At 39.5% G+C, this 21,197-nt stretch carries 24 protein-coding genes; 4 read left to right on the forward strand and 20 right to left on the reverse strand.

All coding sequences use genetic code 11. The features are described 5' to 3' along the window. Nucleotides 1-392 precede the first annotated feature (392 nt). The 3 genes from QUF49_RS20200 to QUF49_RS20210 all read right to left on the reverse strand — a co-directional run bounded on the left by QUF49_RS20200 (nucleotide 393) and on the right by QUF49_RS20210 (nucleotide 2,673). Nucleotides 393-851, reverse strand: a complete 459-nt coding sequence (locus QUF49_RS20200) for a C40 family peptidase (protein ID WP_289497469.1) — start codon at nucleotides 849-851, stop codon at nucleotides 393-395. Between the two features lie 114 nt (nucleotides 852-965). Further along, complete coding sequence (locus QUF49_RS20205; protein WP_289497470.1) at nucleotides 966-2,141, reverse strand: hypothetical protein; 1,176 nt, start codon at nucleotides 2,139-2,141, stop codon at nucleotides 966-968. Further along, nucleotides 2,128-2,673, reverse strand: coding sequence for an RNA polymerase sigma factor SigX (locus QUF49_RS20210; protein WP_289497471.1), 546 nt, complete (start codon nucleotides 2,671-2,673; stop codon nucleotides 2,128-2,130). Before QUF49_RS20210 ends, QUF49_RS20205 begins: the two co-directional genes overlap by 14 nt. 264 nt (nucleotides 2,674-2,937) lie before the next feature. Between QUF49_RS20210 and QUF49_RS20215 the strand changes: the two genes are divergently transcribed. Next, nucleotides 2,938-3,123, forward strand: a complete 186-nt coding sequence (locus tag QUF49_RS20215) for a hypothetical protein (RefSeq protein WP_289497472.1) — start codon at nucleotides 2,938-2,940, stop codon at nucleotides 3,121-3,123. On the opposite strand, the gene QUF49_RS20220 is transcribed toward QUF49_RS20215, so the two are convergent. The 3 genes from QUF49_RS20220 to QUF49_RS20230 form a co-directional block, all read right to left on the reverse strand. Further along, nucleotides 3,105-3,716, reverse strand: coding sequence for a TetR/AcrR family transcriptional regulator (locus tag QUF49_RS20220; RefSeq protein ID WP_289497473.1), 612 nt, complete (start codon nucleotides 3,714-3,716; stop codon nucleotides 3,105-3,107). The genes QUF49_RS20215 and QUF49_RS20220 overlap by 19 nt on opposite strands. Before the next feature lie 51 nt (nucleotides 3,717-3,767). Next, nucleotides 3,768-4,685 (reverse strand): GNAT family N-acetyltransferase, encoded by a 918-nt coding sequence (locus QUF49_RS20225; protein ID WP_289497474.1) that lies wholly within the window; start codon nucleotides 4,683-4,685, stop codon nucleotides 3,768-3,770. A 220-nt stretch (nucleotides 4,686-4,905) separates the two neighbouring features. Next, a complete protein-coding gene (locus QUF49_RS20230; RefSeq protein WP_289497475.1) occupies nucleotides 4,906-5,196 on the reverse strand; it encodes a hypothetical protein in 291 nt (96 codons plus the stop codon). 109 nt (nucleotides 5,197-5,305) lie between these two features. Between QUF49_RS20230 and QUF49_RS20235 the strand changes: the two genes are divergently transcribed. Next, nucleotides 5,306-7,717 carry a transglycosylase domain-containing protein gene (locus tag QUF49_RS20235; protein WP_289497476.1) on the forward strand — a complete coding sequence of 804 codons (2,412 nt, stop codon included), beginning with the start codon at nucleotides 5,306-5,308 and terminating at the stop codon, nucleotides 7,715-7,717. A gap of 30 nt (nucleotides 7,718-7,747) precedes the next feature. Here QUF49_RS20235 and QUF49_RS20240 read toward each other — a convergent pair whose 3' ends face one another. The 3 genes from QUF49_RS20240 to QUF49_RS20250 all read right to left on the reverse strand — a co-directional run bounded on the left by QUF49_RS20240 (nucleotide 7,748) and on the right by QUF49_RS20250 (nucleotide 9,486). Further along, nucleotides 7,748-8,617, reverse strand: coding sequence for a metal-dependent hydrolase (locus QUF49_RS20240; protein WP_289497477.1), 870 nt, complete (start codon nucleotides 8,615-8,617; stop codon nucleotides 7,748-7,750). A gap of 35 nt (nucleotides 8,618-8,652) precedes the next feature. Continuing rightward, nucleotides 8,653-8,793 carry a hypothetical protein gene (locus QUF49_RS20245; RefSeq protein WP_289497478.1) on the reverse strand — a complete coding sequence of 47 codons (141 nt, stop codon included), beginning with the start codon at nucleotides 8,791-8,793 and terminating at the stop codon, nucleotides 8,653-8,655. A gap of 204 nt (nucleotides 8,794-8,997) precedes the next feature. Then, nucleotides 8,998-9,486: a DinB family protein gene (locus tag QUF49_RS20250; protein ID WP_289497479.1), complete on the reverse strand. Its 489-nt coding sequence runs from the start codon at nucleotides 9,484-9,486 to the stop codon at nucleotides 8,998-9,000. A gap of 126 nt (nucleotides 9,487-9,612) precedes the next feature. Here QUF49_RS20250 and QUF49_RS20255 point away from each other — a divergent pair, with 126 nt between their 5' ends. Continuing rightward, nucleotides 9,613-9,780 (forward strand): YjcZ family sporulation protein, encoded by a 168-nt coding sequence (locus tag QUF49_RS20255; RefSeq protein ID WP_289497480.1) that lies wholly within the window; start codon nucleotides 9,613-9,615, stop codon nucleotides 9,778-9,780. A 41-nt stretch (nucleotides 9,781-9,821) separates the two neighbouring features. Here QUF49_RS20255 and QUF49_RS20260 read toward each other — a convergent pair whose 3' ends face one another. The 6 genes from QUF49_RS20260 to QUF49_RS20285 all read right to left on the reverse strand — a co-directional run bounded on the left by QUF49_RS20260 (nucleotide 9,822) and on the right by QUF49_RS20285 (nucleotide 13,674). After that, complete coding sequence (locus QUF49_RS20260; RefSeq protein ID WP_289497481.1) at nucleotides 9,822-10,820, reverse strand: ABC transporter permease; 999 nt, start codon at nucleotides 10,818-10,820, stop codon at nucleotides 9,822-9,824. Continuing rightward, the gene (locus tag QUF49_RS20265) at nucleotides 10,817-11,671 is read right to left on the reverse strand and encodes an ABC transporter permease subunit (protein ID WP_289497482.1); all 855 of its coding nucleotides are present in this window, start codon (nucleotides 11,669-11,671) and stop codon (nucleotides 10,817-10,819) included. Before QUF49_RS20265 ends, QUF49_RS20260 begins: the two co-directional genes overlap by 4 nt. A gap of 9 nt (nucleotides 11,672-11,680) precedes the next feature. Then, the gene (locus QUF49_RS20270) at nucleotides 11,681-12,181 is read right to left on the reverse strand and encodes a hypothetical protein (protein WP_289497483.1); all 501 of its coding nucleotides are present in this window, start codon (nucleotides 12,179-12,181) and stop codon (nucleotides 11,681-11,683) included. Nucleotides 12,182-12,355: 174 nt separating this feature from the next. Further along, nucleotides 12,356-12,778, reverse strand: coding sequence for a pyridoxamine 5'-phosphate oxidase family protein (locus QUF49_RS20275; protein ID WP_289497484.1), 423 nt, complete (start codon nucleotides 12,776-12,778; stop codon nucleotides 12,356-12,358). Nucleotides 12,779-12,863: 85 nt separating this feature from the next. Next, nucleotides 12,864-13,325: an SRPBCC family protein gene (locus QUF49_RS20280; protein ID WP_289497485.1), complete on the reverse strand. Its 462-nt coding sequence runs from the start codon at nucleotides 13,323-13,325 to the stop codon at nucleotides 12,864-12,866. After that, nucleotides 13,282-13,674 carry a MerR family transcriptional regulator gene (locus QUF49_RS20285; RefSeq protein ID WP_289497486.1) on the reverse strand — a complete coding sequence of 131 codons (393 nt, stop codon included), beginning with the start codon at nucleotides 13,672-13,674 and terminating at the stop codon, nucleotides 13,282-13,284. The genes QUF49_RS20280 and QUF49_RS20285 overlap by 44 nt, the downstream gene beginning before the upstream one ends. 159 nt (nucleotides 13,675-13,833) lie before the next feature. On the opposite strand from QUF49_RS20285, the gene QUF49_RS20290 reads away from it, so the two are divergent. Beyond that, complete coding sequence (locus tag QUF49_RS20290) at nucleotides 13,834-14,163, forward strand: DUF962 domain-containing protein (RefSeq protein ID WP_289497487.1); 330 nt, start codon at nucleotides 13,834-13,836, stop codon at nucleotides 14,161-14,163. Nucleotides 14,164-14,258: 95 nt separating this feature from the next. Here the strand turns inward: QUF49_RS20290 and QUF49_RS20295 are convergent, their stop codons facing one another. From QUF49_RS20295 to cdaA, 5 genes are all read right to left on the reverse strand, one after another. Further along, nucleotides 14,259-15,017 carry a hypothetical protein gene (locus QUF49_RS20295; RefSeq protein WP_289497488.1) on the reverse strand — a complete coding sequence of 253 codons (759 nt, stop codon included), beginning with the start codon at nucleotides 15,015-15,017 and terminating at the stop codon, nucleotides 14,259-14,261. Nucleotides 15,018-15,145: 128 nt separating this feature from the next. Then, nucleotides 15,146-16,948, reverse strand: coding sequence for a glutamine--fructose-6-phosphate transaminase (isomerizing) (glmS, locus tag QUF49_RS20300; RefSeq protein WP_289497489.1), 1,803 nt, complete (start codon nucleotides 16,946-16,948; stop codon nucleotides 15,146-15,148). A gap of 478 nt (nucleotides 16,949-17,426) precedes the next feature. Then, entirely contained in the window at nucleotides 17,427-18,767 is a 1,341-nt protein-coding gene (glmM, locus tag QUF49_RS20305; RefSeq protein ID WP_289497490.1) for a phosphoglucosamine mutase, read from the reverse strand. Between the two features lie 18 nt (nucleotides 18,768-18,785). Continuing rightward, the gene (locus QUF49_RS20310) at nucleotides 18,786-20,087 is read right to left on the reverse strand and encodes a CdaR family protein (RefSeq protein WP_289497491.1); all 1,302 of its coding nucleotides are present in this window, start codon (nucleotides 20,085-20,087) and stop codon (nucleotides 18,786-18,788) included. Then, entirely contained in the window at nucleotides 20,071-20,904 is an 834-nt protein-coding gene (gene cdaA / locus QUF49_RS20315) for a diadenylate cyclase CdaA (RefSeq protein ID WP_289497492.1), read from the reverse strand. Before cdaA ends, QUF49_RS20310 begins: the two co-directional genes overlap by 17 nt. Nucleotides 20,905-21,197 lie beyond the last annotated feature (293 nt).

Below are 21,197 nucleotides of genomic sequence, written 5' to 3' on the forward strand. Positions count from 1 at the left end.
TTCCTCCATCCCCTGCTGCCTTTATTAGTAAATAAGGCCTGCTTTTAATACAATACTTGGTTATTGTAGTATGGTACAAAAGGAAAAACAAGTAACATTTTAAAATATTTACCAAATATACAAAATTAGAAGATTTCCTACAAAAAACTGCCCTCAACGTCGAGGACAGTTCATAAAATCTATTTAAGCTGGTTGATTTCCGTTCCAGGTGCTTCGCTTTCCGCGGGGCAGGCGGTGAGCCACATTTGGACGCTTCACTCTTAAGTGTCTCACCTGCCCGCCTGTCCCGCAGGAGTCTCTCACCTTCCACTCCAATCACCCTATCAAGGATGAGTATGAATACAATTAGCATTGAGCTACAATCTTTTAGTTAAGGGCTTCAGACACTGAATTTACGGCAGATATCTCTTAGCTCCCATATAATTATCTTTCCAATATTTCGTGTTAAGAGACTGAACCCGGACACCTTTAGAAGTGGCCGCAATAAACTCTTTATTCCCCATATAGATTCCTACAAATGAAACACTTTTTCCATTCGTTTTAAAGAAAACGAGATCACCTAGTTTTTCTTTTCCTTTTGCAACGGCTTTTCCGCCTTTGTATTGTTCAGCTGACGTTCGCGGCAAGTTCTTGTTAACCACAGTTGTTTTGTATATATATTTTGTAAAACCTGAGGCATCAAACCCTTTAGGTGTTGTTCCTCCCCATTTAAATGGAGTGCCTTTATAGAGTTTGGCTGTCTCTGTTACTTCTTGGTCATAGGATGGAGATGCTTTAGCTGCTGATACACCGCCTAAGATCAACATGGCTGCGAGCCCTAATGAAACAAATGCTACTAGAATACGTTTCATGTTTAACATCCTCTCTTATATTAGCTCTTTCACTTCATTAGTCGATGGGCTGAGACGCAAAGTTACTATCTTTCCAAAAGAAAAAGACTGCAAATTGCAGCCTTTTTCGACAATCTATTGATAATGATAAAAGTTGGTTCCGGTTACTTCTACAATGGGTTTATTTAGGTGATAGGGACCTATTGTATCTAGTTTTGTATTTGTAAACTTCACAGACTCATAACCGTAACTTTCAGCCGTTAAGAGGATGGCATCAATCATCATGAGATCCTCGGTATTATCTGCTGAGAGCTTCATCGTATCTGGGAAAGTAATCTCAACATAATCCTTGTTGATTTCTTTTACTGCAAGTGCAATGTCCTTAGGCAAAAGCGGTTTAAGTCCGCGCTCTTGTTCATCATCCATCATTTCAAGAGCGTCCTCAAACTCCTTTGGCATTGTTTCCGCGTCTTGACCTGTTGAGAACAGACTAACGATAAAAGCATCACTTGACGGTGCATCGTAACGGTAGTGAGGAGCTCCAGGAACGGCGAGATCCCACTCTTTAACTGAACCAAAACGCGGGAATTCATAACCCGGCTGCCCATCTGTTCTTAATTCCACCTTTGCTTTCTCCCCGTTGTTTGCAAAAGTCATTGAAATTAATGCCTTCATCAGTGGCTCTTCTGCTTCATTAACCGATCCTGACTGGAAATCAACAACTACTGTTTCTTCCTCTTCAGTTATTTTAGCTTTTATTAAAGGACTACTCTCTAAACCAGCATCGCTTGGGTTAAACTTTTGAAGCTGATCATTGACCTTATTTAAGTAATAATCTTTATCTGTTAAAAAACTCACCGGTATCACAAGCTGCGCCTGCTCATCCAGATAACCTACCGTTACCCAGTCTTTGTTTGATGATTCAATGTCTTTTTTCAATAGAGGAGCGTGATAGGCAACAGGTGTTTCTGATTTCATGATACCTGCATTACTTTGATCATTACCTCCAGCAGAATCATAAGCGGATTTTCCTTCCATATCTCCATCGTGTTGCGCCATTTTGGAATTCTCCATCTTTTGTCCGCCGTTCTTCATTATTTCTGGAACAAAGATACCAAATAATACGAGCGCACATGCTGTGGCAAGTGCAGGAAGGCTCCATGTAGGAAGTTTTTTTCCTTTTTGATGCTTATATTCAACCTTTGCCTGAACCTTAAGAAAGAGCTCTTGCTTGGATTGACGATCTTTTATAGGGGGCATCGACTTAAGATGCTGTTCAATAATTTCATCGTTCCACTTAATTTGTTCCATCTTTCAATTCCTCCTCCAGGCCCGGTTGCTGATCCAGCCATTTGCGCAATTCTTTTATAGCCCGGTGCTGGGTGGTCTTCACTTTACTTTCGGTCCAACTTAAAATTTGCGCAGTTTCTGAGATCGATAATGACTGAATGTACCGAAGTACAAGCACTTGCTGCTGATCAAGTGAACAGCATTTCATCATTTTGTATAAATCACGATAAGACTCTTTCTTGGCAATTAACTCTTCTGGAAGGGGATCCTGGTCTCGCAGCACATTTTCACTCTCTTTAATATCAAAAAATAGAAATCGTTTATTGCGTCTTGATTGTTTTCTCAGCCAGTCAATGGCCACGTGCCTGGCGATGGAATACAACCATGTTTTTTCTGAACTCTTGCCTTCAAAACTTTCGTATGCGTTTAATACCCGGATATAAACTTCTTGTACAAGGTCTTCTGCAGATTCACGGTTTCGTACCATATAAAAAAGAAATTGAAATAGAGCTGCATGATACTCGTCATACAACCGGTCGAACGTTTCTTTCACTTCAGATGGCCCCCTGTCTCTATGTAATTATGTAGTCGTATTTACTCATAAAAAGTTACATTACAAACATGTTACTTCTAAGTCTACTCTTATTTTGCGTATCTCGATAGGACCAATTTGTCGATAATTACCAACAAAAGAGGTTCTGCTTAGACAAAACCAGCCACCAATCAAAAAAGACACCAGGTATAGGTGTCTTTTTATTTATGCTATTTTCTAAATAATTGCTGTTGATGCATTTTGTTTCTATTCATCATTGAAAAGTTGATTGGAGTGGAGGGTGTGAGACTCCTGCGGGACAGGCGGGCAGGTGAGACACTTAAGAGTGAAACGTACAAATGTGGCTCACCGCCTGCCCCGCGGAAAGCGAGCACCTGGAACGGAAATCAACTACTTCCAAAAGCACCAAAGCTTACGAAAACAGCTCTCTATTATTTATTTTTTACATAGCTTAAAAACATTTCTTCAATGGTATCCCAGGCGTTGCGATACTGTTCTTCTTCACCTAAAAATGAATAGTGAAGAACATTTCCATCACGAACAGCCCAAAAGATGCGTGAAATATTTTGTGGATCTAATTTTGCATTGATCTCTCCAGCTTCCTGGCCCTCAATGATAATGTTGACGATGTAATCAATGAATCTATTGTATCTTTCCGCAAGAATGGACTTTAAATCATCTTGCCTTGAACCATAGAGCCAGAATTCGATGTATACTCTCATAGTCTGCTGATCATCTTCTTTTAACTCTTGCTTTTTAAAGCGTTTGAACAAATTCGCAAGTTTTGCGTTAGCACTTGTAAGAGAAGCGTTCTCTTGTTCCATATCTTCAAAAAAACGATCTGTACGCTGCTTTAATAGCTGCAGGTAGATCTCCTCTTTGCTAGCAAAATAGTTATAGATTGCACCTTTGCTAATGTTTGAGTCTTTTACAATATCATCAATAATCGTAGCTTGATACCCTTTTTCACCGAAGCATTTCAAGGCGCTCTCAAGAATCTGATTGCGTTTCTCTGCTTTATACTGAGCTGAAACTTTAGGCATGATGCTTCCTCCATTTATGACACGTCTTCCTAAATAAGTATAACAGAGTTTTCAGTCTATTTCGGAAAAAGTTTTTACTCCCTTCGCTTCACTCTTTGCTTTTATAGGACGTTCCATATGCACTTGTTCAACTAAAGCAGTGAATCCTGATTCTGTTAACATACGGTTTAATGCGTTATCTTTTTTAGGGATGTTCATGGTGATTCTTTTAACAGATGCATCTAGTGGAGCGAATGCATTTTGAACAAGAGAAGCAACGATTTCTTGTTCGTTTGGATGCTGCAAGTCGGTCTCACACTGATAAAGTACGATGCCTCCAAGCTCTCCAGTCTCTTTGTATCCCTTTTTATAAACTGCATAACCTAACGGAGTATCACCTTTAATCGCCAGCAAGCCTGTAAAATCTTTTAGACTAGGAAACTGCGTCTGCCATGCTGTAACAGGTTTATAAAATGATAACGATTGGATTTCCTGCATGCTTGCCTCTCTTACGTGTATATCCGTATTTCTCTCTTTTAAGCTTAAAACCGAACCTTCATGCTGCAGAAAAATTAATTCTTCAAAAATTTGATAACCCATTTGCTTATATAGCTTAATTGCTGCTTCATTTTGTTTAATCGCTTCAAGCCTCGCTATATCTACATTTTCTTCTTCATATATATTTAGACAAACGGTGATTAACTTTTTGCCAATTCCCATTCCTCTAAAATCAGGAGCGATCGCTGTGCCGCCGTTCCACACATAACGTTTTCCATTAATCGTTCGGAAACTGTTTAGCACGAAACCTGCAAGTTTACCATCATAAACCGCTACAACCGATTTTTCTAAGGAAATGCCTTCTCCCGCTACCTTCTGCAAAAAACGATTAAGATCCATCGTCATATCAGAGTAATAGTGTTTCCATGATTCATTCCATAACGAGATTGCTTCATTGAAAGATAACTCACTAAACCGTTTGATGACTAACACTGCGATCACTCCTCAACTATTAACTTTTAAAAACGACTGGTCGTTTTATTAAATTTTATTAAAAGAATCCAAGATTGACCAACATATTCGTTCGACAAAACTTTGCTATAATTTTACGGTTTCACTCACAGCTCGTAATAACATGGAAAATACATTATTCCATATAAAAAAAACTGATTCAAAAGGACTTAACGTACCTTATGAATCAGTTTTTTTCTGCTCATTCAAACAGCATCTTAAAATGCTCGTAATACTCTTCTATTTTTTGTTCTTCTTGTTGATAATAGTCATTCAGTTGTTGATCAGATGATAATTGCAAAGCTTTCTCTCCAAATTGAGTCAGATCATCTAATACTCCCGATGTCTTTTTGCCTATTTCTACATCTTCTTTTAATAGTTGTGCTACTTCTGTTAACTTATTAATCTGTTCTTCACTTATAGTCTTGTTTCGTTGAATTTCTTCCAACATGGAGTAAATAATCTGCGCTCTCTCTTTTGTCTGTGTTTTCATAAGATCACCTCTCCTTTATCCGATTCCCCTCCAATCATTTTATAAACTGTTTTATTTATACAAGTATTGGGTAAATCAAGGATAGTACCCTAAAGAAAGGAAGAGGGCTGTGGCGAAAAGAACAGAGCTTCGTCAGAAAAAGAAACGCTCGCTTTGGATTCGACGAACTGCTATCATTACTTTACTTTTTTTCTTATCCAGCGTAACATTCGGCGGCGCCATGATTTACGCTTACGTAAACGGCACTCCGAAACTGACAGAAGAAGACTTGCAAGATCCGAAATCATCCATGATCTATGACATGAATGATGAATTTATTACGTATGTAACAAGCGCTGAACGAAGGGAATATGCAAAGATCAATGATATTCCAGAACTGGTCCAACAAGCTTTCATTTCAACAGAAGATGTCCGGTTTAAAGAACACATGGGAATCGATGTAAAGCGAATTGTAGGAGCTGCCGTAGCCAATGTTCAAGATGGCTTTGGTGCAGAAGGTGCCAGCACGATTACTCAACAAGTCGTTAAGAACAGTGTATTATCCTCAGACAAAACGATCGAACGAAAAGTACAAGAAGCTTACCTTGCTATTCAACTCGAACGCAAGTACACAAAAGATGAAATTCTAGAAATGTATTTAAACAAGATTTACTTTGGCAGCGGAGCTTATGGTGTTGCGACTGCTTCTAAGACGTACTTCAACAAACCTTTAAAAGATCTAACACCAGCCGAAGCAGCTCTACTCGCAGGATTGCCTCAACGACCGAGCAGCTATGATCCCTTTCTCCACCCTGAAGTTGCGGAAGAAAGGCGCAATACCGTCTTGCAGCTTATGTACAAAAATGGTGCAATAACAAAACAGCAAAAAGAAGAAGCCGTAAGCACTTCTGTAACCGATTCACTTGCAAAAGAAAAAGCGCAGCGATTAAAGTATGACGCTTTTATTCAGCAAGTTATAAAAGAATTGAAGGAAAAAGGGATTTCTGAACGCGCCATCTATGAAGGCGGGTTAAAGATCTATACAACCCTTGATCCAAAAGCACAAGCTCATACCGAGAAAGTATTATCAACAGAAGAATTTGTAAAATACCCGAGCGATAAGTTCAAAGCTGGGGTTGCTCTCTTAGACACAAAGACTGGCGTAATCCGTGCGTTAGGTGGAAATCGAACAAGCGGTGAACAGAATGTTGAAAAAGGATTCAATTATGCAACTGATACTAAACGCCAGCCGGGTTCTACCATAAAACCGATATTGGATTATGGCCCTGCGATAGAAAAGTTTAAGTGGTCTACGTATAAACAGATAAAAGACGAGGAATTAGAAATTGATGGTTGGGAAGCAGGAAACTGGGATGACGAGTTTCATGGTGATGTTTCCATGCGTGAAGCACTCGTAAAGTCTTACAACATCCCTGCGATAAAAACCTTTATGGAGGTCGGTTCAGAGGATGCCGTAAAATTTGCTCAGCAGTTAGGCATACCGATTAAACAAGCTTATCCAGCATATGCAATCGGCGGGTTTGGAAATGGTCCTTCCCCTCTGGAACTAGCTGGAGCTTATACAGCATTCGGTAATCAAGGTGTTTACCATAAGCCTACGACTCTGCGCAAAGTAAAATATCCTGACGGCTATGAAGCTAAGTACGAATCTAAGCCTGTAGCAGCTATGCACGATTACACTGCATATATGATTACCGATATGTTAAAAGATGCGGTTACGCGCGGGACTGGAACACTGGCTGCCATCCCTGGTTTAGAAGTAGCAGGAAAAACAGGAACGACAAACTTGCCTGAAGAAATTAATAATGAAAAAGGTTCAAGTGATTCTTGGTTTGCGGGCTATACAACAAATTACACAGCAGCCGTTTGGACTGGCTATGACAAAACCACTGCAGAAACCTATTTAACGCCAGAAGACCAAAAGATTGCAAAGTATATCTTTAAATCCATTGTTTCAGAAGTTTCAAAAGATAAAAAGACAGCTGGGTTTACAAAACCAAAGTCTGTTGAGGAAGTTTATATCAATAAAGACACGGGGTATATCACCAAAAGCGGAAATGGTCCTAACACCGTAAAAGAGCTTATCGTTAAAGGTACATCACTAAAAGAAATGACAGCTCCACCTAAACCAAAAAAAGCACCAAAGAAACAAGATTCTAAGTCAAATGATAATGACAAAGATAAAGATAAGAAGAAAAATGAGGAAAAGAAAAAAGAGAAAAAGCAAGAAGAAGAGAAAAAGAAGGAGGAAGAAAAAAAACCAGAACCTCCTCCGGCGAAGCCAAAAGATGATAAGGCAGATCCACCTCCGCCACAAGATGAGCCTGGAACAGGAACAGATCCTGAACCAAAGGATCCTCCAACGGAGCCGCCACCGCCAACCGAGCCACCTCCTGCTGATCCGCCGCCAACTGAACCTCCACCTACTGAACCTCCTGCAACGGATCCCCCGCCTGAGGGTGATACGACTGGGACAGAGGCTGGAACAGCAGGAGCAACAAGTACACAGACAACAGAGTAAACGAAAAAGTAACCCGTCTCTTATAGCGGGTTACTTTTCTATGAACTCATATAAAAAAGATTCTCCATTACGATAAAATCTAGGATCGTAAATTCCTAGTTTCTCGTCTTCTTCAACTACGACTACAAACGGCGACCATTCGTAAAGTGTCTTGGCCCGAGGATTTTCTTCAAAAAGCGGTTCTAAGTCCGCTTCATCACTTGAAACTAAGCGATGTTCCAACTGCGGTTTGATAAAAATACTATCTTTTACGATTTCAACTTCATTGCCTTTTTTTCCGATCACTTGAAATTGTGTAGGAACAAAACCAGCTGCTAAAGCGACATCTTCATACTTATCTTTTGCCTCATTATAAATGACATAACCTTGAAGTGATTGAACAGCAACGTGAGCAATCATTAGAAGCCATACCACTCTAAACACTTTATAGCGACTGTCTGCTTCTTTTTTCCGAGACACGATAAATCCAGCAAGCATAAGAAACCAGAATACAAAATCAACGATCGAGATCGTACCAAACGTTACACGGTAACTCGAGAAAGGCTCAATATATCCCGTTCCCCATGTGTTGAACAGATCACTCGTGTCATGAATAAACACTGCGAGTATAGCCCAGTAAAAAATCCTTCGATCCTTTACTTTGAATAACAGCCTGCTTAGTAGATAGATAATCATGCCCCAAACAGGAATAAGGAAAAAAGAGTGCGTTAATCCTCTATGCCACATCTGCTGCATGATACGTCCCGTTTCAGTAAGGTTAACGACAACATCAATATCAGGAATCTGACTCCCGACAACCGTTGTAAATAACAAAGCCCGTTTATGAGACTTATCCATATTCATTTTATTAGCTGCACCATACAACGTTAAACCAAATAATGTGTGAGTAACTGTATCCATATGTCCTCTTTAATTTGTTATTATTAGGATGTTTTTTAAGAGATTGTTTCTAGCTTTGGAAGTGGTTGATTTCCGTTCCAGACTGCTCGCTTTCCGCGGGGCAGGCGGTGAGCCACATTCGTACGTTTCACTCTTAAGTGTCTCACCTGCCCGCCTGTCCGGCAGGAGTCTCGCATCTTACACTCCAATCAACGATCATAGAAGATAATATTAGAAAGCAACAATCTATTAGAAAAGTACATTTAGAAAAGAAACTACAAAAACACCCTTCCTTTATGTTAACGAAAAAAAGAGCTTCTGTCTTGGCAGAAGCTCTTAGTATAATTACCATTATTTCCTAAGATAATTTCCGGGGAAATTCGACGTTATTTCCTAAGTGTCTACACAATCTGTCCATTGAGCTCAAACCCTTTAGATATAAGGAATTTATCGATTTGAATCTTGTGATGATGATCATGCTCCACCATACCCTTGATATATTCGCATAGTGTAATTGTGCTATTTTCCATTTGGATTTTCTCTTCCCAAATCTCATTTGGCAACTCTTCAAGCTTTTTAGAGAGTACAAGGCGACACTCGATCACTTCATTAATAAGCTGATTCTTAGAGATTCCTGACCTAGCTTCGTTTGCAGCATTTCTGTTAATCTCTTCTACATCAACTTTTTTGGGCGGCAGGTTCGATCGACCTACAAAATACGCAAATCTTTCATCCCATACAAAGATATCCCATGCTTTGATATGAGCTATAATTTCACCTGTCGACCACTTTTCTTCCTTTATTGGTTGAAGCCAAAATTCTTCCGGCAAGCCTTTTAGCTGTTCCAGATAGTTTACAAAACTTCTATATTCACTTAACACTTCACACATTAGTTTGACCTCCTTTATATAAAAAACTTTTTCGTTATTATTAGGATTTTGTCCATGTCACTCCTCCCCCTGGGACATACACTATGTTGAAAGCATAAGGCACAAGAAAGAAGGAGGAATTACAGCATGTTTGGAAAGAGACAACAACAGCGTAACTGGGGTTACCCTGGATACGGATACGGTTGCTACACCCCATGTGGCTACGGCTATAAGGGATACGGTGGCGGCGGAGTGTTCGCTTTAATTGTAGTGCTTTTTATCCTTCTCATCATCATCGGTGCGACGTTGAGATAGTATTTTTTAAAAGGCAAGAGTTGCTGCTCTTGTCTTTTTATTTAACTTGTTTTTCGTTCATCCAGAAAAACAAAGGAGAAATTTTCTGATCCATGTTGGACATGTCTTTCTTCGTTCTTCATCATCTTTTTGCCACCAGGAAGTTGATCTCCCGCTCGCTTAATACCTTCAGCCATAAAATTAAATGCCATTATCACAGCAGCAAAACTCATTACAGGAAAAAACACAAGCCATGGTGCAAGTCTAAGCTGATAATAATAGCCACCTAAAAGGCCTGACCATTCGTTAGAAACCGATACGGGGATTTCAAACTCTTGTGAGAATTCCCGATAAATCGTACCTCCAAAAAACAAACCTAATATGCCAAGATGCGCAAGCAAAAGCAATACGGCAATAACCTGCTGCACGTACATAAGAACGAGTTTTGGCCATAAGTGAGGCATAACGTGTTTAAACAAAATTCGAAGCTTACTTCCGCCCATCAATTTTGCACTCGTTATAAATTCTTCGCGCTGAATCAGGCTAATTTCTTCTTTTATTAAGATCGCCGTGTTCGGTACGGCAATTAATACGATTAAAAGCATCTCAAAATATACTTTCTCCCAGAATGTGAACTGATCTGCGGCAATGATTGGCGCGACGATTACAAAGATGAGGAGGGCTGAAGGGATATAATAAAACGATTGTCCTAAGCCCTTAATGAACGGAAGGGCTTTTCCCGCACTCAATAATAGTATTCCGCCAAAATACGAAAGGATGATTCGTAGTAAACTAGCAACAAAAGCAATACCCAATGTGTATTTTGCACCTGATATGATTTGATAAAACAGGTCCGCCCCCATCCGATCGCTGCCAAACCAATACTCACGTGATGGCTCAAAAGGTGCTTTATCAACAGGATTAATACCCTCATAGACAATCTGATTTTCATAGATTTCATTTCCCATCACAAAATGGTGATACAAGCTAAAGGCGAGCAATGAAAAGACAAATAGAAAACCCGCTAGAAAGAAAGGCTGCTTCCATAGTGTTTTCATCATTTTTCACCCACCCATTTATATGTAATCATCCTGAGAACCGTAAAGAATAGAAACATGGGTATAAACAATAAAAGCATGGAGATCGTAAAGATTGCCGGATTTCCCATTTCTCTTACTAAAGTTGTAATTCCGTATATATTAAACAGATATTCAACCATTAATAGATTGGACAGCATAAACCAAAGGATATTACGAGATTGATGAAACACACTAAGCAGTGTGTTTGGTAAAACATGACGCCATAGAATGCGGAAACCCCCGATCCCCTTACTTTTCGCTGTATCAATATATTGTTTTTTGAGTTCTTCTTCCATATTAAACAGCAGTATTCTTAAGATTAGAAGAGTCGGCAATACCGTTAAACAAAAAATGGGAATAGCATAGGTTTTTTGATCATAAAGTGTGACAATTTGAAACAAAAGAATATTTGTCTTTTTGAAAAACCAGATAATAAAAAACTGAATACCTATCGCTATTAACACATCAGGTATTGATTCAAAAACAAAGGAAAAAACACGTATTTTATCTTTTAAACGTGATGGCAGCATAAAAATGATGAGCGCAAATACAAGTGCTACAAGGAGGGCTATGAAAAATGCAGAAAACAGAATGGTCAATGAGTAGCCGTATATTCCCCACATGTTAGGAAAAAGCGGGTATGGACCACTCTGCGTAAAATACATAATCTCTCCTGGACTTATCATGGTCTTAAACAATTCTGCTATTCCATTCAAATAACCGCTCGTATTAAAGGTCATCCCAGTGAACATGAATGGAACCGCGCCAAGCAGTATGATTCCAATTACAGATAGAATCAAAGAAAGCATGCTATCTCTTAAAATGTATGGCATAACATCCCCCTATTTGTTGCTTATCTTTTTGTACTCTACTTTTGCTAGATTGTATTCTCTTGAACCAAATGGAATAACTAAAACGTTACTATATTCCCCGTTGCATCCATCTACTGCTAAATTTCTGTTGGAGTCCATAATATTCATACATTCAATCTCACCAATGGGCATCGCAAAGGTTTTATTATTATTTGTAAAAACGGTTTTATCTTTGCTAATGAAATGCAATTCGCTTGTTGTAGGCTCACCGCTCTTCGGAAAAACCGTTATCTGCAGTGTACTCTCTTTATTTGCTTTCACATCGTCTAAAAAAGCGAACATGGGAACAAGGTGTTCTGCTTTCGTCGCCCCTGTCATAAGTTCATGTTCTTTATCAGACAGGTTCTGAATCACCACATGATTTTTATTAATGGCATCTTTCACTGTGAATTTAGGTTCTTGATCAATATCCTTTTCAGAGCAGCCGATTAAAAGTGCTAGAAGACCAATCGCACCCCATATCTTTTTCATTTAAACTCCCCCTCGTTTGAATAATATAGAATATTCAGTCTGTTTAAAGTATAATCAACCTGCTTTGTTTTTACAATAATAGGAAAATTATATGTTGTATGGCTATGGTAGGGAAAGTCCTTATTAAATCAGACGAACAAAGGCCTCCCTTTTATTCAAAGAGAGGCCGACTTTTTATAACTCTAAAATTTGTGGTTCATGTTCTCCTGCATTCATTAATCGAATAAGACTTGGTTTAATTTCAAGCAGAATATAGTTTGGATCATTGGGTCCTTCAAAATAATGTTTCATCTGATCGTTCCAAAATTTTTCTTTCAAACCTTGATCGTCTCTTATAGTAGCAGTGCCTTCAATCTCTAGATACGGATCATTATACCCTTCGCCTTCATAACCGACTAGTACGTGAACATTCGGGTTATCTTGAATTTCTTCAGCTTTATGGGTATCAATACTCGTAGGCGTGTAGAATGTCAGGCCATCATGAAAAAAAGTCATATATCTGGAATGCGGCTTGTTGTTCTTAACTGTTGCCAGCACGCCCGTTTGTTTTTTTTCTAGTACATCAAACACTTTATTTTTTATCTGCTCTTTATCCATGTCATCCACTCCTTAAAGTTAGGCTCTATTATATCTACCTTTTAGGATGGAATATAAAACATTATGTTATGCATTACACTTTAATTTAAGCAGTGGCATTCGCCAGGCTTTCTCTTTCAACTTTATCCATAAAATCTTGCACGACTTTGTTATTGTTTTTGTCACCTGCGATTTTAAGCATCACTTTCCCTAAAAAGTTGATGCCCTTGTTAGATCCTTCATAGATAAAACGAGTTTTCGATTCGTCTATTTTGATGAGAGTAAACGCAGTTTGGATTTCAAAGGCTTTTGCCAAGTTAAAACCAATGGCTAAGTGCTTTTCATTCTCCTTATCTTCGTACCCTAACGTTTCAACAGTGTACGTTTCTATTCTACGACCTTCTTTGTAAGACTGTCTGTACGTAGATCCCACCACACCTTCTTTCTTTTCGATCGGTGTATGCTCCACAACGTTCGGCATGATTCTTTGCAGATTCTCATCTGAAAATAGTTCCCAAACTTTTTCAATGTTTGCTGGTATCGTCTTCTCTTCTTTCCATGTCAGCATTGTCATCGCCCTCTTTTCCCCATTTTAGAAATTGATCAATTTCATCTATTGTGCTGTATAGATTCTCGATTTTCTTTTGAATGTCTTTCTTTTTTTGATTCAGGATGTGCTCTAAGTTTTCAAAGGATTCATCTTCAATGACGGTTAGCATCTCTTGAATAGTAAAATTGAATTTTCTTAGACTGACTAGTATCATCGCAATTAAGTAGGAACCATTATCGTAATAGCGATACTTATTATTAGGATCGATATATACTGGTTCAAGCAGCTTCACTTCTGCATAATACCTAAGCGTTTCTTTACTCAATCCCGTCATTTCTGAAAACTCACTTACTCGATACATCATCATCCACCACCTGCCATTCCATCATAAACCGTGTTGTGCACCACATGGTCAATCTTTTTTTCGTCTAACTATATTCTTCCTCAAGATAATGTTTATCCCTTTTTGAATAAAGGGTTTTTCTTTCAGTCAGAAGAATATTAACGAACAAGGGAGGTTTTAAATATGGGGTTTAACAATTATGAGGAGTTCTGGCCGTTTTATCTTTCACAGCACAGCAAAGCTTCCACGAGAGCATGGCACTTTGTCGGCACTTCATTTGTATTTATTTTCATCATACTCGCCGTTTGGAAAAGTCCATGGTTTCTGCTGGCAGCACCAGTTGTCGCATACGGGATCGCATGGTTTAGCCATTTTTTTATTGAAGGAAACAAACCCGCTACCTTTGGCCATCCATTCTGGTCATTGCGTGCTGATTTTCGTATGTATCGGCTCATTTTATTCGGTCAGCTTTCAAAAGAATTAAACAAGCTTTCAAACGAACGAAGAATGTAAAAATATATAAAAAACTCATCTTTGATGCAGATGAGTTTTTTGATTCTTTCTTATTATTACTTAGCCGATAATAGATACGCTGGTTTAACTCAAACCTAATATGTGCTGCTTTCTGAAATAGATGATTCATCTTCGAGGTCTATGATATATGATTCATCCTCATCTTCTTGCTTTACCCACTGATAGTTATCCAGCAATGGCTTTAGAAAATGAGTTAAGTTCATTAAAATAGCTTTATCTCTTTCTTGAGCCTTTACGAGTTCAGGGTCTTTTTCTGGCTTATGACGCAAATATGTCGGGAATTCATATGGTGGTTCCATTGTTACAATGTATATACCGTTATCGTCAAAATCTACATTTAGAGTGTAGCTGTCCCTGGTTACATAGTATCTTATCTGGAACGAATCATTCCTAATTCCGGAACCTACACCTATATGATCTTTAAATTCTTCACTATCCCAGATATGCTTTTTAATATGTTTATCCAGATCCCACGCAAAATGAAAAAATGAATAATCAGGTTTATCGGTATCCATTTTCCCAGAGAACAGAGATTTTCTAAGTTCATTGTATTTTATGAGTAATTTTTTTAATTCTTCTTCTGTATAATCTATATCCCATTGTATTTTAAAGTTGTCATATGCATTGATGAATTCATTTAATTTTCCTTGATGATAAGTCCAATCATATAAAACCTCCTGATCATCTTTAACAGATAGCTGTACGGACTCGAATGAGGTAAGTTCAATAGAGGCTTTTGAACCTCCAATCCTGACGTTGACAGGAATAGATAATCCTAGCTCATTCCTAAATGATGCAAGCTCTTTCCATTTTAGAATTTTGGCAAAACCCATATACCATCCTCCTCTTCGCTAACATATCCATAATATTCATTCATTGCTCGTTCTGTTCGTGTATTAAATTTCTAGATAAAAAAACATCATCTCCAAAATTGGAGATGATGTTTTTAGTGAAATATAGATTATTCTACTGTTACTGACTTAGCCAGGTTACGCGGCTTATCTACGTCACAGTCGCGGTGAAGCGCTGCGTAGTAAGAGATCAGCTGCATTGGAAGTACAGATACAAGCGGAGTCAAGTATGGGTGGATCTTCGGAAGAACGATGCGATCGCCTTCTTCTTGCAGTCCATCCATAGAGATCACGCATGTGTATGCTCCACGTGCCGCTACTTCTTTTACATTACCACGGATGCTTAAGTTAACATGCTCTTGTGTTGCAAGAGCGATAACTGGCGTACCGTCCTCGATCAATGCAATCGTACCGTGCTTCAATTCTCCTCCAGCAAAACCTTCTGCTTGGATGTAAGAGATTTCTTTTAATTTTAGTGCAGCTTCTAAACATACGTAGAAGTCAGCAGCACGCCCGATGAAGAATGCGTTACGTGTTACAGCTAAGAACTCACGTGCGATCTTCTCCATCTCTTCCTTTTGGTCACAAAGTACTTCCATAGCGTTTGCAACGATCGCAAGCTCTTGAAGCGGGTTGAAGTCTAACTCGATTCCTTTTGCACGAGCAGAGTCAACAGCCAGAATCGCAAGCACTGCGATTTGTGCCGTGTAAGCTTTCGTTGATGCTACTGCGATTTCTGGACCAGCATACAAGTTAAGCGTGTAATTTGCTTCACGAGAAAGCGTTGATCCCGGAACGTTTGTGATTGTTAATGCTTTGTGGCCAAGCTTTTTAATCTCAACAAGAACAGCACGGCTATCTGCAGTCTCACCAGATTGTGAGATGAAGATGAACAACGGCTTTTCAGATAAAAGCGGCATGTTGTAAACAAACTCACTCGCAATGTGTGCTTCAACAGGAATGTTTGCAATGTTTTCAATCAGCTGTTTACCAACAAGGCCAGCATGGTAGCTCGTTCCGCAAGCGATGATATAAACGCGGTCTGCGTCTTTCATCGCAGCACGAATATCGTCATCAAGCTTAAGATTTCCATTTTCGTTTTGGTATTGATTAATGATGTTACGCATTACGAAAGGCTGCTCGTCGATTTCTTTTAACATGAAATGAGGATACGTGCCTTTTTCGATGTCGCTTGCATCAAGTTCTGCTGTGTAAGGTGCACGTTCCACCACTTCACCATCAAGAGTCTTGATCGTATAGCTGTCACGTGTCACGATTACGATTTCTTTATCCATTAATTCAACGTATTGATCTGTTTGAGAAAGCATTGCCATCGCGTCACTTGCAATAACGTTGAAGCCTTCACCTTTACCTACCAATAACGGGCTTTTGTTTTTACCAACATAGATGGTTTCAGGGTTTTGGTTGTCGATTAATCCTATCGCATAAGAACCTTTTAACTCAGACAATGTGTTGCGGAATGCTTCTTCCACTTCCATGCCTTGATTAACAAAGTACTCTACTAACTGAACGATAACTTCTGTATCTGTTTCAGACAATAGTTCAACACCTGAAATGTATTGTTTCTTCACCTGTTCATAGTTTTCGATTACACCGTTGTGTACAAGTGTAAAACGCTCTGTTGAACTTTGGTGTGGATGTGAATTCACTTTGCTTGGAACTCCGTGTGTTGCCCAGCGTGTATGTCCGATTCCAACGGATGCTTCTACACCTAGATCAACATTTTCACGCAGATTTGCAATACGGCCTTTTTCTTTGAATACATGAACGCCGCTTTCGTTTAGTACTGCAATTCCTGCTGAGTCATATCCGCGGTATTCTAATTTTTCCAATCCGCGCAATAGAATTTCTTTTGCATCATTATTTCCAATATATCCAACGATTCCACACATAAATAAACGTCCTCCTTAAAGCCATCACACTCTGCTGACGGCTTTCATAAGGGGGGCCGTGAGCGGGGCTCACAACCCCACCTATGTTCTCTATTTTTATTTTTTTCACTTGCTTTCGTCTTTGTACAGGAAGTTACCTTACCTGGTTTGAACAAAAGCTTACGGAAGTGATGTTCCGAGAGGCATCCGCCGAAATATCGATGAACCTCTTCCTCGTCAACTGCTTTTTTCCGGTCAGCAGTTCAGGCGCTTTGGATGAATGATTAGCTGTAAACTCCTTCCTTTTATTTGAAGTAAACAAAAATAATCATACACGGGTTTTTCAAAACCGTCAATTCTTATTCTTTCCCGTTTTTAGAAAAACTTGAAACATAAAGTTCCATAATAAAAAAATATGCATAGACAGCCCGTTGTGTGAGCCGCATATGCATATGTTTCGTGCCCTTTTTTATTTTATGAGGGACTTTTTAGCCCTTTTTTAGACAAGCTCTGTTTTTACAACGTTCACGATCTCATCTGCATGCTTTTGGCAAAGTTCTTCTGTCGGAGCTTCGACCATTACACGTACAAGCGGCTCAGTTCCAGAAGGACGAACAAGCACACGGCCGTTTCCTTCAAGTTCTGTTTCTACTTTGTCGATCGCTGCTTTAATCGCTTCATTGCCATTTAGCTTAGACTTGTCGGCTACTTTTACATTGATTAAAAGCTGAGGGAATTTTGCCATCTCGCCAGCAAGTTCTGATAACGGTTTGCCTGTAGCTTTTAAAATGGATGCAAGCTGGATTCCAGAAAGAAGTCCATCACCTGTTGTTGTGTAATCTAGGAAGATGATATGCCCAGACTGTTCACCTCCAAGGTTAAAGTCGTTCTTACGCATTTCTTCCATTACATAACGGTCACCTACAGCTGTTTGTGCAGATTGCATGTTATTTGCTTCAACCGCTTTATAGAATCCTAAGTTACTCATAACCGTTGATACGACTGTATCCTGCTTTAAACGGCCTTGTTCTTTAAGATGCTTCGCACAGATGAACATGATCTGGTCACCATCGACGATATTTCCTTTTTCGTCGATCGCGATCAAACGGTCTCCGTCTCCATCAAAAGCAAGCCCCATGTCACAGCCTTTTTCTTTTACGAGTTCTGCCAGCTTTTCAGGGTGTGTGCTTCCGACACCTTCGTTGATATTTAAGCCATTTGGGCTTGTTCCCATCGTTGAGATATCTGCTTCAAGATCAGCAAACAAGTGAGGTGCATGAGAAGATGTCGCACCATGAGCACAATCAAGCGCAATATGAAGTCCTGAGAAGTCTCCAGGAATCGTTTGCTTCAAATATTGCATGTATTTCTGTCCGCCTTCAAAATAATCGCTGACAGATCCTAGGTCACCGCCTACAGGACGAGGCAGTTCATCTGTATCTTTATCTAAAAGAGCTTCGATTTCTGCTTCTTGCTCATCTAACAGTTTAAATCCGTCAGCTCCAAAGAATTTAATTCCGTTATCCGCAACTGGGTTATGTGATGCTGAGATCATAACTCCAGCTTGTGCGCCAAGTGCTTTTGTTAGAAAAGCAACTCCAGGAGTTGAGATCACACCTAAACGCATAACTTCTGCACCGATAGATAAAAGGCCTGCAACTAGAGCACCTTCTAGCATTTGACCGGAAATTCGCGTATCGCGTCCGATTAAAATTTTAGGTTTATCTGTGTCTTTTGTTAAAACATATCCGCCAAAACGCCCTAATTTAAAAGCTAGTTCAGGTGTAAGCTCTGTATTTGCAACTCCTCTTACTCCGTCAGTACCAAAATATTTTCCCATTATTGCTCTCTCCTTCAACTATTGACTGCTAGTCTCTGTTTGAATTTCCACGCTGGCTTCTTGAACTGTACCTGCCAGCTCAACATCCCCAGGATTTTTCCAATCTATTTTCACTTCATGTGTTCCTTGTTCAAGAGTACTCACATCTACAATTCCTTGCAGATCAGACTTTTTAAGTGAATCGAGCACACTCTTTTTGCCTTTTACCGTAACATCTACAACACCATCTGCCGGATCTAAAATGGTTGCCTGCTTTTCGTTATTGACCCCGAGCAGTGTTAATGGCACATCATTAAATGTTCGTGTCGTCTCTTGCTCTTGATCCGCTTCTGTTTCTGCTTCTGTTTCAGTTCCTACATCTGTTTTTTCGACATTTACATTTACCGTTACTTCTTTAACAGACACAGAATCGATTCCATCTGGAACCGGAACATCAACGGTGAGTGTAGTATCTTTTTTGATTTTGCTTAAATCTATTGATATTTCTTTAAATGAATCGAATTTATCAAGTGAACTTGTTGTTCCTGTTAAAGTGATCTCACTCGGATCAGAAGTGATGGATTGAAGAGTCAGCCCTTCTTCTAAATCACCTTTTGTACCAATTGAGATCGGTACCGTTTTCTTAGGTTTTTTAATCGGTACAGAAACATCTACTACGCCCGGATTAATCTGTACATCGATTATGTCCCCTTGCTGATTGTATGCACGTAGAGGTACTTTAGTTTGAATAGGTTCATCAGCTTCGCCTACGTCAACAAATCCCGTAATAAATGAAATCTGATTGATCATTCCCTCTGGTCCTGTTACGTTCACCGTTTTTGGCGAGAACTCAATGTCACCTGCTGTATATCCGTCTGGCAGCTTTCTCGTATTCTTTAAGTCCACATTGACGTTCATTTGTTTGGTTACTTTATTATGAAGAATAACATCTACGTAATCAGGGTTAATCTTCGCTTTTACACCGTCAGGCAATCCTTGTACTTGTACTTTTACCCGCTTGTTTCCAGGCTTCATATTCGTTAGATCAATATATACTTCGAATTCCTTATCCACTTTTGTCGCTTTTGTGATCAAACGGCTCGAACCCGTTAGCGTCAGGTCAACGGATGGAGGCAGATCGGTCAAGACGTATTTATCGTCATCAAAATACGGTCTGATCTGTACGTCTTGAATGGTCTCACTTTCCGTATACATTTTTGAGAATATGGAACGGTTTGCGGCTTCTTCCTGTGTTTCCATCGTTACGATCGTATACATCATAAGAGCAAGGAGGAAAGCAATAATTTTTACAAACCATGAACTACTAAGGAGTTTGTCCATTTTTCTTTCCCCTCCAATTCCAGCGGTTTGAGGAAGTGGACTTATTGGCAATAATCAATTCTGCGTTTAACAAATTTCTTAAAGACTCTTCGTCCAGATTCCGATAGATTTCTCCGTTCTTCGTGAGAGAAATCGTACCAGTTTCCTCAGAAACGATAACGGTTACTGCATCTGTTACCTCACTAATCCCTAATGCAGCTCTATGTCTTGTTCCCAATTCTTTCGATACGAACGGACTTTCCGTTAGCGGTAAATAGCAGCCAGCCGCGTATACTTGACTTTGCTTTATAATAACAGCACCATCATGAAGCGGTGTGTTCGGAACAAATATGTTGGTTAAAAGCTCAGAAGTGAGATGGGCTTTAATTGGAATACCTGTTTCCACGTACTCACTCAATCCCGTTTCCCGCTCGATCGACATAATAGCCCCTATACGCCGTTTGGACATATAGTTAGTTGACTTCACAATGGCAGCAATTGCTTTTTCCGTTTCTTCCTCTTCAGGAAGACCTGTACGAGAGAAGAACTTTCCTCGTCCAAGCTGTTCTAACGCACGTCTTAGCTCAGGCTGGAAAATAATAATGATAGCGAGTAATCCATATGTAATCACCTTATCCATCAGCCAAGACATCGTACGAAGGTCGAACGAACTGCTTAGAAACCAAACAACGATAATCACACTGATCCCTTTTAAAAGTTGAACCGCCTTTGTTCCGCGGATCAGCATGATCAGCTTGTAGATTACGTAGGTCACTAATAAAATATCAATGATTTGTGTGATGTAATTAAATATATTAAAATCTGCGATTGGTAACATAAATTCCCTCCCAACCCGGGTTTGTCTGCCAAGTTGAAGTTTTTAAAATCTATAAGTATGAAAGTAGTTAGTGGTTGATTTCCGTTCCAGGTGCTCGCTTTCCGGGGGGCGTGCGGTGAGCCTCCTCGTCGCTTTGCGATCTTAGGAGTCTCACCTGTCCCGCTAATCCCCCAGGAGTCTCGCACCTTGCACTACAATCAACTCTTCAGTGAAGACTTTACAAAAGCACTTTGAAGTAATAATTTATTAACAAACCAGAAACTAACAAAAAAAGATTTAACTTATATATTATA

The sequence above is a fragment of the Fictibacillus sp. b24 genome (genome assembly GCF_030348825.1).
Taxonomy (GTDB): domain Bacteria; phylum Bacillota; class Bacilli; order Bacillales; family Fictibacillaceae; genus Fictibacillus.